Source organism: Bradyrhizobium sp. SEMIA (assembly GCF_014844175.1).
Taxonomy (GTDB): Bacteria; Pseudomonadota; Alphaproteobacteria; order Rhizobiales; family Xanthobacteraceae; genus Bradyrhizobium; species Bradyrhizobium arachidis.
Window position 1 is genome coordinate 881,167 of the sequence record NZ_CP046601.1, and the last position, 13,381, is coordinate 894,547.

Annotated in this window: 9 protein-coding genes and 1 pseudogene; 3 read left to right on the plus strand and 7 right to left on the minus strand. The window is 65.6% G+C overall.

Features of this window, described 5'->3' with window-relative positions:
* Positions 1–28: 28 nt before the first annotated feature.
* From FOM02_RS04210 to FOM02_RS04220, 3 genes are all read left to right on the plus strand, one after another.
* Positions 29–1,057 (plus strand): alpha/beta fold hydrolase, encoded by a 1,029-nt coding sequence (locus FOM02_RS04210; protein WP_027561982.1) that lies wholly within the window; start codon positions 29–31, stop codon positions 1,055–1,057.
* Between the two features lie 71 nt (positions 1,058–1,128).
* Positions 1,129–1,683 (plus strand): cytochrome P460 family protein, encoded by a 555-nt coding sequence (locus FOM02_RS04215; protein WP_027561983.1) that lies wholly within the window; start codon positions 1,129–1,131, stop codon positions 1,681–1,683.
* Positions 1,684–1,701: 18 nt separating this feature from the next.
* Positions 1,702–2,523, plus strand: coding sequence for an SDR family NAD(P)-dependent oxidoreductase (locus FOM02_RS04220; RefSeq protein WP_027561984.1), 822 nt, complete (start codon positions 1,702–1,704; stop codon positions 2,521–2,523).
* A 7-nt stretch (positions 2,524–2,530) separates the two neighbouring features.
* On the opposite strand, the pseudogene FOM02_RS04225 reads toward FOM02_RS04220, so the two are convergent.
* The 7 genes and pseudogenes from FOM02_RS04225 to FOM02_RS04255 form a co-directional block, all read right to left on the minus strand.
* Positions 2,531–6,038 (minus strand): annotated as a pseudogene (locus FOM02_RS04225) (NahK/ErcS family hybrid sensor histidine kinase/response regulator).
* Between the two features lie 407 nt (positions 6,039–6,445).
* The gene (gene hemA, locus FOM02_RS04230; RefSeq protein WP_027561986.1) at positions 6,446–7,675 is read right to left on the minus strand and encodes a 5-aminolevulinate synthase; all 1,230 of its coding nucleotides are present in this window, start codon (positions 7,673–7,675) and stop codon (positions 6,446–6,448) included.
* Positions 7,676–7,918: 243 nt separating this feature from the next.
* Complete coding sequence (locus FOM02_RS04235) at positions 7,919–8,980, minus strand: MBL fold metallo-hydrolase (RefSeq protein WP_027561987.1); 1,062 nt, start codon at positions 8,978–8,980, stop codon at positions 7,919–7,921.
* Between the two features lie 218 nt (positions 8,981–9,198).
* Positions 9,199–11,352, minus strand: coding sequence for a methyl-accepting chemotaxis protein (locus FOM02_RS04240; protein WP_027561988.1), 2,154 nt, complete (start codon positions 11,350–11,352; stop codon positions 9,199–9,201).
* Between the two features lie 166 nt (positions 11,353–11,518).
* Entirely contained in the window at positions 11,519–12,244 is a 726-nt protein-coding gene (locus tag FOM02_RS04245; RefSeq protein WP_027561989.1) for an outer membrane protein, read from the minus strand.
* Between the two features lie 223 nt (positions 12,245–12,467).
* Positions 12,468–12,788, minus strand: a complete 321-nt coding sequence (locus FOM02_RS04250) for a hypothetical protein (RefSeq protein ID WP_027561990.1) — start codon at positions 12,786–12,788, stop codon at positions 12,468–12,470.
* Between the two features lie 84 nt (positions 12,789–12,872).
* On the minus strand, positions 12,873–13,277 hold the full coding sequence (locus tag FOM02_RS04255; protein WP_027561991.1) for a RidA family protein: 405 nt from the start codon (positions 13,275–13,277) through the stop codon (positions 12,873–12,875).
* Positions 13,278–13,381 lie beyond the last annotated feature (104 nt).

Sequence of the window (13,381 nt, forward strand, 5' to 3'; positions counted from 1 at the left end):
CCATCACCACGAACCGGGTAGCACCATCATGAAGCAACTCATCGACCAGCATCGTCGCAAGTTTTTTGGCGTCGCCGCAGGGACCGTCGCCGTCGGCCTCGGCGTGATCGACCTCGCCATTGCCCAGACGGAGGCGCAGCGATCCCAGGCATCGAACGCGTCCTTCGGTCCGATCAAGCAGATCGATGCCGGCGTTCTCAACGTCGGCTATGCCGAGGCTGGCCCGTCGAACGGTCCCGTCGCGATCCTGCTGCACGGCTGGCCCTACGACATTCACGCCTTCGTCGATGTCGCGCCGATCCTGGCCAAGGCCGGCTATCGTGTCATCATCCCATATTTGCGTGGCTACGGCTCGACGCAGTTTCTCTCCAGCGAGACGCCGCGTAACGGCGAGCCCGTCGCGATGGCCGTCGACATCATCGCGCTGATGGACAAGCTCGATATCAAGACGGCGGTTGTCGCCGGCTTCGACTGGGGCGCGCGCACCGCCGACATCATCGCTGCGCTGTGGCCGGACCGCTGCCGTGCACTGGTGTCGGTCAGCGGCTATCTGATCTCGAGCCAGGCCGCGGGAAATGCGCCGCTGCCGCCGTCGGCCGAACTGCAATGGTGGTACCAGTTCTATTTCGCGACCGAGCGCGGCCGCGCCGGATACGAGAAGTACACGCATGATTTCGCAAAACTGATCTGGAAGCTCGCCTCGCCGCAATGGAAGTTCGACGACGCGACGTTCGACCGGAGCGCGGCGGCGCTCGACAACAAGGATCACGTCGCGATCACGATCCACAATTACCGCTGGCGGCTCGGGGTCGCCCAGGGCGAAGCGAAGTACGAAGAGATCGAAAAGAAGCTCGCCGCAGCGCCGGTGATCCGCGTGCCGGCGATCACGATGGAGGGCGACGCCAACGGCGCGCCGCACCCCGATCCCAGCGCCTATGCCAAGAAGTTCGAGGGCCGATACGACTTCCGCCTGATCACCGGCGGTATCGGTCACAATCTGCCTCAGGAAGCGCCGCAAGCCTTTGCCAAGGCCGTCATCGACGCCGACGGCGCCTGAGCATTCATCCAATGCTCCGGTCCAGCACGTCTGGACCGGGGACGTGCCGTGATCCCGCTTGAAGAAACGTCATGATGCCAACCGAATCTGAAAACAAGAGATTCTCATTCTCCACGGTGATCGTGCTCGCCGTGCTGCTTCTCGTCGTTCTCCTGACGAGTGTGCCATATCTGGTCTCGATCGCGCTCGCGGAAGGCGGCGCGGCGGCCGACGCCTCGCCGATCTTCGGTGTCACGATTCCGCCCGGCTACAAGCAGTGGGAACTGATCGCGCCGGCCGAAGAAGCCGCGCCGCTCGACGAGCTTCGCGCCGTGGTCGGCAACCAGATCGCAATCGAGGCCTATCAGGCCGGAAAACTTCCGTTCCCCGACGGCACCATTCTGGTCAAGCGCGCCTGGAAGCGGAAACAGTCGCCCGAGTTCGCATCCGCGACGATCCCCGGCGCCGCTACCACAGTGCAGGTGATGGTCAAGGATTCCAAGAAGTATGCCTCGACCGGTGGCTGGGGCTTTGGCCGCTTCGCCAATGGCAAGCCGGTGGATGAGGCCCAGCACCGCACCTGCTGGGGCTGCCACGAGGCCCGCGCCAAGAGCCGGGACTACGTCTTCACGCGGCTCGCGCCTTGAGATCTTGCGGAGGCTGGCATGAAGACCTGGTTTATCAGCGGCAGCTCGCGCGGGCTTGGCCGTGCCATCACCGAAGCCGTGCTCGCGGCGGGCGACCAGGTGGTTGCCACGGCTCGGAGCCTCGGCCCGCTCGAGCCCTTGCGGGAACGTTTCGGAGAAAGACTGCGGCTCGCAAGGCTTGATGTCACCGACGAGGCCGCCGCTCAGGCGGCGATCGATCTTGCCGTGACGGCATTCGGCGGCCTCGACGTGGTCGTCAACAACGCAGGCTTCGGCGACCTCGGATCGGTCGAGGATACCAGCCTGGAGTCCTTTCGGCAGCAGATCGAGGCGAATCTCATCGGCACAATCATCGTCACCAAGGCGGCGATTCCCGTCCTGCGCCGGCAGCGTCGCGGGCACATCATGCAGGTCTCGTCCGTCGGTGGCCGGATCGGCGCGCCGGCCCGCGCACCTTATTCGGCGGCGAAATGGGGGATCGAAGGCTTTTCGGAATCGTTGGCGCGCGAGATGGCGCTGATCGGTGTGCATGTGACGATCGTCGAGCCCGGCGGTTTCCGGACGGGCTTTGCTCAGGCCGCGCATGACACCGACGAGGGGCGTCCGGAGTACGACGCGGTGGTCGGCGCCGCCGTCCGGATGCAGCGTGATTACGATGGCCGCCAGCCGGGCGACCCGGCCAAGGCCGCGGCTGTCGTGCTGAAGCTTGCCAACATGGATCGCCCGCCTCTGCGGATTGCGCTCGGGAGTGATGCCGTCAACGCCATCGCAGCGACCGATCGCCAGCGCCTCGAAGAGCTCGAGAGGTGGCGCGCGCTGAGCGTCTCGACCGACTACTGACCGCGTCTCATTCCGCCGCCACCATCTGCTGCGTCCGCCACTGGCCGAGCAGGGCGCGGAGCGAGGCCGGCTTCACCGGCTTGTTGAGCACTGCGATCTTTTCATCGCGCGCGGCGACCTGCACCGCGGGGCTGCGGTCGGCGGTGATCAGGATCGCGGGGATGGTGTCGCCGAAGCGGCGGCGGATGTCGCGGATGGCTGCGATGCCGTTGCCGCGGTCGAGATGATAGTCGACGAGCAGGCCGGTGACGCGGCGGCCGGCTTTTTCGATCGCCGCGATCGCGCCTTCGGGATCGGCGACCGCGATCACCTCGGCGTCCCAGGCTTTCAGCAGTGTACGCATGCCGTCGAGGATCGCCGCGTCGTTCTCGATGCAGACGATCAGGGCGCCCGAGATCGGCGTGCGCGCCAGCGGCGTCGCGCTGGTCACGGCGGCCGTATGCGTGACCGCCTTCGCCGTCGGCACCGTCACCGAGAACACCGAGCCGCCGCTCTTGTTGCCGTCGATGGCGATGCCGTGCTTGAGCACGCGCGCCAGCCGTTCGACGATCGAGAGGCCGAGCCCGAGGCGCGCGCGATCCGCGCGCCCTGCTCGAGGCGGTGGAATTCCTTGAAGATCTCGGCGCGCTTGGCTGAGGGAATGCCGACGCCGGTGTCGTAGACGCAGATCTTGAGCGAGGGGCCGCGGCGGCGGCAGCCGACCAGCACGCGCCCGCGCGGGGTGTACTTGATGGCGTTGGAGATCAGGTTCTGGAGCAGCGCCGCAGCAGCAGGCGGTCGGATTCGACGGGAAGCGAGCAGGGCACGAAGGCGAGCGCGAGGCCCTTGGCGCGCGCGATCGGCGCGAACTCGATCTCCAGCGAGCGCATCAGATCCGCCATCCTGAAGCTCGAGATCGAGGTCGTCATCGCGCCGGCATCGAGCCTGGAGATGTCGAGCAGCGCGCCGAGGATCTCCTCGATGGCTTGCAGCGATTCGTCGATGTTCTCGACCAGCCGCGTCTCCTCGCCGCTGTGCTGGCGCTCGACGAGGCTCGTGATGTAGAGCCGCGCCGCGTTCAGCGGCTGGAGAATGTCGTGGCTGGCCGCTGCAAGAAAGCGTGTCTTGGAGCTGCTGGCATCCTCCGCCGCACTCTTGGCCAGCGCCAGCTCGGAGTTCAGCCGCGTCAATTCCTCGGTGCGGTCGCGCACGCGCTTTTCCAGCGACGCATTGGCGCGCTCCAGCGCTTCAGCGGCCTCGAAGGTCGGCGTGACGTCGGTGAAGGTGATGACGAAGCCGCCGCCGGGCATCCGGTTGGTGAGTACCTCGATCACCATGTGGCGTTCCGGCAGGCGCTCCAGATAGGGCTCGCTGTCGGTGGTGTAGGCGACGAGCCGCTGCTCGATCATCGCCTCGCGCTCGGTGTCGCCGGCCGAATCGCTCACGCCCATGAATTCCAGGATCTCGCGCAAGGGCGTGCCGAACTGGATGAAATGCGGGGGAACGTTGAGGAGCTCGCCGAACTGCCGGTTGGAACAGATCAGCTGCAGATCGGCGTCGAACACCGCGATGCCCTGGCGCACATGGTTGAGCGCGGTCTGGAGGATCTCGCGGTTGAAATGCAGCGCGGCGTGCGAATCGTCGAGCAGTTTCAGCGCGGCTTTCGCCGACACCGTGCGCTTGCGCAGCAGCAGCGACATCACGAGGCGCGAGGAGGCCGCACCGATCGAGGAAGCGATCAGGTGCTCGGCGTGCTGCAGCAGCTCGAAATCGGCGGGCGCCGCAGGCTCCAGCCGCACGTTGCGTCTGGCGGAGAAGGCCTCGAACGAATGCCGCGCGCGGTCCGGCCCGAGATATTGCGCGACCGTGGTCTGGATGTCCTGCACCGTGACGGTGGTGCGCCAGCGGCGGAAGCTCGGCGAGATCGGCGCCAGCGTGTTGGGCACAAACAGGTCGGCCTGCACCAGCTCGATCGAGGACGGCTGGCGCGCCAGCGACAGCAGCACATAGGTGAGGATGTTGAGCGACAGCGACCAGATCACGCCATGCATCAGCGGCGGCAGGTCGGCGCCGAACAAGGCCTGCGGCCGCAGCGCCTCGATTCCGAACGGGCCGTGCTGGAGCAGCAGGATGCCTGTGGTCGAGGAATCCATGAAGCTCGGCATGAACAGCGTGTAGAGCCACACCGCGAAGCCGACCATCATGCCGCCGATTGCGCCGCGCGCGGTCCCCCGCCGCCACAACAGACCGCCGAAGAAGCTCGGTGCAAGCTGGGCGATGGCGGCAAAGGAGAGCAGGCCGATTGCCGCGAGCTGGGTGTTGCCGAGCGCGCGGTAGTAGAAATACGCCATCACCATGATGGCGAAGATCGCAAGGCGCCGCGAGCGCAGCAGGAAGTCGCTGAAATCGGCCCCGCCGGTGCGTCCCTCCGGCCGCCGTTGCAGCACCAAGGGCACCACGAGGTCGTTCGAGACCATGATCGACAGCGCGACGCATTCGACGATCACCATCGCGGTTGCCGCCGACAGGCCGCCGACGAAGATGGCGACGCTGAGCAGGTCCGCGCCCCCCTCCATCGGCAGCGCCAGCACGTACATGTCCGGCTCGGCCGTGCCGAACGGGAAGGTGACGAGGCCGGCGAGCGCGATCGGAATCACGAACACGTTGATGGCGACGAGATAGAGCGGGAACAGCCAGCGCGCGCGGCCGACCTCGGCATCGGATGAATTCTCCACCACGCTGACGTGGAACTGGCGCGGCAGCAGCATCACTGCGCAGAGCGACAGCAGCGTCATGGTCAGGAAGTTGCCGATCGACGGCGAATAGTTGATGGCGCGCACCGCCTCCGGCGTCTTCATCGCGCGCTCGATCAATTCATGCGGCGAGAACATCCAGAAGGTGACGAAGATGCCGGCGGCGAGAAAGGCGACCAGCTTGACGATGGATTCGGTCGCGACCGCCAGCATCAATCCGTGCTGGTGCTCGGTGGCATCGGTCTGGCGCGTGCCGAACAGCACGGCGAAGGCCGCCATCGCCAGCGTCACCATCAGCGCCATGTCGCCGAGGATCGGGATGTGGGAGAACGCCTGGTCCTCGCTGAGGATGGTTTCGAGCGAGGAGGCGACCGCCTTGAGCTGGAGTGCGATGTAGGGCACCGAGCCGATGATCGCGATCAGCGCCACGGTCGCCGCCACCGCCTGGCTCTTGCCGTAGCGCGCGCCGATGAAGTCCGCGATCGAGGTGATGTTGTGGGTCTTGGCGAGCTGGATCACGCGGCGGAGCACGCCGGCCCCGAGCCCGATCATCAGGATCGGGCCGACATAGATCGCGAGGAAGTCGGTCGAGGTGCGGGTGGCGAAGCCGACCGAGCCGAAGAAGGTCCAGGAGGTGCAGTAGATCGCCAGCGACAGCGGATAGATCAGTCCGGACGCGCGGCCGGGCCCCGCCGGCGAGCGGCGGTCACCATGGCTCGCCACCAGGAACAGAAAGCCGATATAGCCGAAGGCGGCGGCGATCACGCCCCAGTCGTGCAGCATGGCGAGCGTGCTTCTCCCATGGCGCGGTAGCGCCCGATCTTCCGAAGGCGCGCGAGGCGCCCGATCTCATTTTCCCTGCAAATCTAGCGCGTTGGGCCGGTGGAGGCGACAGCGAAATGGCGGGCGGGAGTGGGAACTGGCGGTGTCGTTAAGGTGCGCCGCCCGGGGCGTTCTTGGCCCACCGAGAGAGTCCCCGTGTGGCACCCCTCTCCCTGACCCTCCCCCGCAAGGTGGGGAGGGAACGGAAAGAGTGCCGATTGTCGCGTCGGCGGCGAGCCGGAGTTGGGGCGACAGATCAACGTGAGGTAGGCACGCCTGCCTCGCTCCCTCCCCCCTTGTGGGGGAGGGTTGGGGAGAGGGGTAGCTCCAGAGGCGGTGCGGGTTGGGTTAGGGAGAGGAGAAAACGCCTACTCCGCCGCCAGCGACTTCTCGCGCAGCGGCAGGCCCAGGCGGTCCCACACCTGCAGCAGGGCTTCGGCGAGCTGATCGATCAGGCCGTCGTCATGATAGGGCGAGGGCGTGATGCGCAGCCGCTCCGTGCCCTTGGCGACGGTCGGATAGTTGATCGGCTGGATGTAGATGCCGTGCTCCTCGAGCAGCAGGTCGGACGCCTGCTTGCACTTCTCGGGATCGCCGACGAACAGCGGCACGATGTGGGTGTCGTTCGACATCACCGGCAGGCCGGCGGCATTCAGGATCGCCTTGGTGCGGGCGGCGCGGTCCTGATGGCGCTCGCGCTCCCAGCTCGAGGTCTTCAGATGCTTGATCGCGGCGGTCGCGGCCGAGCAGATCGCCGGCGGCAGCGCGGTGGTGAAGATGAAGCCCGGCGCGTAGGAGCGCACGGCGTCGATGATCTGGCCGTTGGCGGCGATGTAGCCGCCGAGGCAGCCGAACGCCTTGGCGAGCGTGCCTTCGAGGATGTCGATACGGTGCATGACGCCGTCACGCTCGGCAACACCGCCGCCGCGCGGGCCGTACATGCCGACGGCGTGGACCTCGTCGACATAGGTCATCGCGCCGTACTTCTCGGCGAGATCGCAGATCTTTGCGAGCGGCGCGACGTCGCCGTCCATCGAATAAAGGCTTTCGCAGGCGATCAGCTTCGGCCGGGTCGGACCCGCAGCCTTCAGCTTCTCTTCGAGATCAGCCAGATCGTTGTGGCGGAACACGACGCGCTCGCAGCCGGACTGGCGGATGCCCTCGATCATCGAATTATGGTTGAGCTCGTCCGAAAGGATCAGGCAGTTCGGAATGAGCTTGGCGATGGTGGCGATGCCGGTCTGGTTCGAGACGTAGCCCGAGGTGAACAGCAGCGCGGCTTCCTTGCCGTGGAGGTCGGCGAGCTCGGCCTCGAGCTGTACCAGCGGATGATGCGTGCCGGCGATGTTGCGGGTGCCGCCAGCGCCGGTGCCGACGCGGGTCGCGGTCTCGACCATGGCGCCGACCACCTTCGGGTGCTGGCCCATGCCGAGATAATCGTTGGAGCACCAGATCACGACGTCGCGCTTGCCCTTGGGCGAGTGCCAGACCGCGTGCGGGAACCGGCCGGCGGTGCGCTCCAGATCGGCGAACACGCGGTAGCGCCGCTCGGTGTGGAGACGATCGAGGGCGGAATTGAAGAACTGGCTGTAATCCATCGGCAAAACCTGAGACGGAACTGACCAAAAAGGGCGCATCTTCTTAGAGCTTTTCCAGCTCCAATGTCTATGCGCTATCCCACATTTAGGCGTGCGGGGCATTTGGGCAAAATGCCCTATCGTGCGATTTGAAACTTGATCCCGATCAAGCTCGCGCGAGGTACAATGCTGCTCCGCACAATCCGCTGCGGTGCTGACGGTGTGCTTTCTCGCCCCGCAAGCTGGGAGAGGTGAAGAAGCCCCTCACGTCGTCCTGAACTGGAGCACGCCGTCCTTCGTCTCCGCCGTCAGCCGGCCCTCGACGATCATGTAGTTGACGTGGGCGACGAGCTCGCCGGCGGCAAAGCCCATCTGATGCTCGTCGAGCACGTGCTTGTTGAACACGACGGGCACCAGGGCGCGCGAGGTCTGCGGCACCTCGCGGCAGGCCTCCGCGATCAGGCGGCAGCGTTCCTCGTGATGGTCGGCGAGCTGCTTGATGCGCGTCTTGAGGCCGTAGAACGGCACGCCATGGCCGGGCAGCACCAGCAAGTCATAGGGCAGGGTGGTGGTGAGGCTCGCGAGCGAAGCCAGATATTCGCCGAGCGAGTTCTGGTCGGGCTCGACCGCCCACACGCTGACATTGGGCGAGATCTTGCTCAGCACCTGGTCGGCGGAGAGGAACAGCTTGTCGTCGGCGCAATACAGCATCACCTGATCGAGCGCGTGGCCGCCGCCGGTGATCACCTTGAAGCGGCGCGTGCCGATCACGATCTCGTCGCCATGCGAGATGCGGCGGTAGGACGGCGGCAGCACCGACACCTGCTTGAGATAATCCTGGCCGCGGCCGAGCAGCTTTTCGGTGAGCGATTCGTCCATGCCGTGACGACGGAAGAACAGGCGCTGCGCGTTGCGCCGCTCCTCGGTGCCGCGGTTCTGATGATAGACCGATTGCAGATATTCGACCTGCGACATCATCAGCGGGCAGCCGAAGCGCTCCACGATCCAGCCCGCGAGCCCGACATGATCGGGATGCGAATGGGTGACGATCAGGCGTGTGATGTTGACGCCCTTCAGCGGCCCGTCGAACAGTTTGGTCCAGGCCTCGATCGTCTCCTCATTGCCGAAGCCGGCATCGACCATCGCATAGCCGTCGCCATCGGCGAGCAGATAGATGTTCACGTGGTTGAGGCGGAACGGCAGCTTCAGCCGCGCCCACAGCACGCCGGGGCGCACTTCGACGACCTCTTCGTGGCCGGGATGCTGGTCCCAGGGATAGCGCAAGGCCTCGGCCGAGGACTGCACAGTGTCGATTTTCGCGTTCATGCTACCGGCTTAAACCCAGCGCGGGCGAGGCGCCAGCCGAAAAAGGCTGGGCCGTGGTCTCCGCATGGCGGTCATACCGGACGGTGTATTTCCGTGTGCCGGTTGAAGCCTGCCAAAAACGCAGTCATTCCGGGGCGCGCGTGAGCGCGAACCCGCAAATCTGGAGGTTGTCGCGCGAGCTTCCGGGTTCGGCGCGACGCGCCGTCCCGGAATGACAATCAGGCCGCCCGCATATTGTTGAGGAACGCGTCGATCTCTCCGCGCAGCATGTCGGCCTCGCGGCGGAGCGCGTCCGACGCACTCAACACCTCGCCTGCTGCCGCGCCAGCCTCGGCCGAGGCGGTGGAGACGCCGACGATGTTGCTGGAGACCTCGCTGGTGCCCCCCGCAGCATGCTGGATGTTGCGCGCGATCTCGCGGGTGGCCGCGCCCTGTTCCTCGACTGCGGCCGCGATCGTGGTGGTGACGTCGTTGATCTCGCCGATGATCCGGCCGATGCCCTGGATCGCACCGACCGCGGAGGTCGTGACCTGCTGCATGCTGGCGATCTGGGTGCGGATTTCTTCCGTTGCCTTGGCGGTCTGGCTCGCGAGGCTCTTCACCTCGGAGGCGACCACCGCGAAGCCGCGGCCGGCCTCGCCGGCGCGCGCCGCTTCGATGGTGGCATTGAGTGCGAGCAGATTGGTCTGCGAGGCGATGGTCTGGATCAGGTCGACGACGACGCTGATGCGGCTTGCGCTGTCGGCAAGGCTCTGCACCGTGGTGTCGGTGGCACCGGCCTCATCGACGGCCTTCTTGGCGATCGCGGCGGAGGTGACGACCTGCTTGCTGATCTCCTCGATCGAGGACGACAGCTGCTCGGTGCCCGATGACACGGTCTGCACGTTGACCGAGGTCTCTTCCGCGGCGGAAGCGACCGCGTTCACCAGCGCGTTGGACTGATCGGCGGTATTCGACATGCTCTGTGCGGTCGACTGCATCGAATTGGCCGATTGCGCCAGATTGTCGAGCGCGGTTCGCACCGTGCCCTCGAATTCCGCGATCCTGGCTTCCACATGGGCGGCGCGTTCGGCCTTGGCGACGCGATCCTTGTCTTGCTCGCTCGCCAACGCGCGGGCTTCGATCATGCTGGCGCGGAACACCGTCAGCGTTTCCTTCATCGCGCCGATCTCGTCATTCTGCCGGGAGCGGACGATCTCGGTGTCGAGGTCGCCGGCCGAGAGCAGTTGCATGGCGCGCTGAAGCTCGCGGATGCGGCGGAGAATGTTGCGGCCGACATAGAGCCACACGAACAGCGCGGAGCCGACCAGCATCAGCGCGCCTAGAGCCAGCATGACCGAGGTCGCGAGCGAGGTCTCCTGCCGCGCCTGGAAGGTCGAGGCGTTGGTCTCCTTCTGCACGCCGTCGACGAGCTGCTGCACGCTGATGCCGAGGCCCACATTGAGCTTGCGCGTCTCGTCCAGGATGGTCTGGCCGTAGTCGATGGAGTCGAGCTCCTTCTCACGCAGATTGAACACGCCGGTCTTGCCGGTGCCGAGCGCGAGCAGCTTTTCCGCTGTCGCGCGCAGCATCTTGTTGCCCTCATTGTCCGGCAGCAGATCGAGGTTCGACCGCAGGCGTCCTTGGGCCGTCTTGAACTCCTTCTGGATGTCGTCGAGCTTGTCGCTCGTGCTCGCCGACAGTGCGGCGCTCATGTCGGCGGCCGCGAGATTGCCGCTGGCGACGATGTTGCCGAGCTGGCCGACCGTCTGCGCCGCTTCGGTGGCATCTTCGGCCGACAGGTTTGCCGAGCCGAGAATGGCGTTGACGCGGGTCTGCGCCTCCAGCATCGCCGGACTGGCCGCGCCGACGAACGCGCCCTGCGCGTTGCGCAGCGCGTCGTATTGCTTGTCATGGAGCGCCGCGATGTCCAGCCGTTCGCGGGCGGCCTTGGCCAGGCTCTGGGCCGCCTCGTTGATGCTCTTCATCGTCTCGCTGAGTCCGGTGACGACGGACTTGTCGCCGCCGAGCTCGATGATCTCGTTGAGCTTCTGCTGCGTCTGCTCCTGCAATTCCTTGAGCTTCTTGGTGCGTTCGTTGAGCGCTTCCTCGCTTTGAGCTGCAAGCAGGGCCGGTCCCTGTGCCGCAAGGCTCGCGCTCAGGGCCGACAATTGCAGGCTGGCGGCAAGGCGCGGAATGTCCCGCCCGCTCAGCTCGGTCATGCGTCCGCCGAGATTCTGCAGCGCAAGGCCGGCGCCGGCTGCGATCACGAGGCCCATGCCTGCGATCACGCCGAAGGCCGCGAACAGGCTGCCGCGCACGCCCCATTTCGGCATTTTGACGCGAGGCTTGAATCGACCGAGCAAACGGCCAACGCCCAGACGGATCGCCATCGAAAATTCCCCCACGCTCTTGCTTCTGTTTTGTGGCGGGCAGTATCCGCAGGGCCGGTTAAAAAATCGCAATTGGTGCAATTGCTTGCATTGGTTCCGCAGAGCGAAAAAAGAAGGGCCGGCGCGAACGCCGGCCCCTTGGTCGGGATAAGACTTTGCTAACCGATCAATAGCGCGCGACGGCCGGGCTCGCCCAATTGAAGCGGTAGTTGACGCCCGCCTTGACGGTGTGGTCGTCGGTGGTGAAGTTGCCGGTGCCCGCCAGCGGGCCCCCGGTGAAGTGCGCATCGCCGAAATTGTAGTACTGGTACTCGGCCTTGGCCGACCAGTTCGGGGCGAACATGTACTCGATGCCCGCGCCAACGGTGTAGCCGTTCTTGTGATCGCCATCGATGACGAAGGCGGTCGGCACGCCGCCGACGGTCACCTTCTCGTTGTTGTTGGAATAGGCGTAGCCGCCCTTCACGTAGACGAGACCCGGACCCCAGGTGTAGCCGACGCGGCCGGTGAGCGAGCCGAGGCCGCGCTGGTCGTTGGTGTAGGCGATACCGCCCGGGAACACCGCGCCGACGCTGCCGGAGAGCCAGGAATACTGGCCCTCGACGCCGACCACGAAGTTCGGGTTGAACTGCCAGTCCGCGCCGACCTGCACGCCGCCGAGGAAACGGCCGTTGCCGTTGTTGCCGGTGGAGAGGCCGTTGAAATTGTTGTCGCTGGAGAACGCGCCGCCGACATGGCCGCCGATATAGAAGCCGGTCCAGTTGTAGATCGGTGCGGCATAGGCCGGGGCAGGCGCCTTGTAGTAGTTGCGGTTACCGAGATCGGCGCCGAGCGCCGGCGCGGCAGCGCCCGCCACGAGCAGCGCGACGGTCGCAATCAGAATCTTCTTCATAGTCCAAACTCCAACACTAAAGGTCCCCGGCAGGCGCGCTGTCCGCGCCGCGTTGGTTTTGCAGATAGCTCGCTTTTGTCGAAAATGCTGTCACATCCGTGGCACAGCGGCACCCAACCTAACGTATTGGGTTGCAAATGATTTTCGTGCTTAATGGCGGCTTAAGAAATGCTGAAGGAAGGCTTAATTCACAGCCGATCGAGCAACCTTCGCGCGGCTTTCGTTAACCAAGACGCCGCCGCGCTTCGTCACGCATCTGCTCGCGGAACGCGGCGCGCCTGGCCGGCCGGTCTTCCTCGCGCACGTCGTGACGATCGAAGATGTCGAACTTCTCCATGATCGGATAGCGCTCGCTCGCCATCGCGAGCACGCGGAGCACCTTGGTCGCAGACGGCGACGGCCCGCTCACCTCCCAGCGCCGGATGGTGTCGGCGCCGCCCTTCTCCGGCAATCCGCAAAGCTTTGCCATATCGGCCGCGGTGAGCTTCCGTCCGAGGGCATCGGAGAGGTCGTTGCGGAGCTGCTTCAGTTCGGCGCCGGTCATGCTGCTTTTCGTCCAGGGACATCACTGAAGGCAATGCACTAGCGCTGATTCGGGTCCATCCGAAGGCGGCTGTCCGCGACAAACTCATCCATCGCGCCCTGCCAGGGCGATGCAATCGACCTCGACGTCGAACGGCCCTGGCCACGACGGCACGTGAACGAAGATGCGTGCAGGCGAATGGTCCTGGAAGTAACGGGCGTAGACCTCGTTGAACGCGGCGAAATGAGCCGGATCGGGCGTGCAGTAGACATTGCACTTGATCACCTCGGCCAGCGATGACCCCGCCGCTTCCAGGCAGCGCTGCATCTGGTCGAGCACGATCTCGGCCTGCCGCGCGAACGGCAGCAGCCTGACCTCGCCCGTGTCAGGGTCGAACGGCGGCAGGCCGGACAGATAGACCAGGCCTCCGGCGACGACGACCGGGTAGATCGGGCCTTTGCGGCGGCGCTCCAGATAGCTCGATATCGGCTCCACGCGGAGACTCTTCATATGACTTCTCCCGGATTGCGGACGGCCACCGTAGTGTGTGCGCAGTGCCAAATGGTTCGGCCGCCGCCAAACCATTGCCGTTGTCGCGCGAAGGCCGCCGCGAT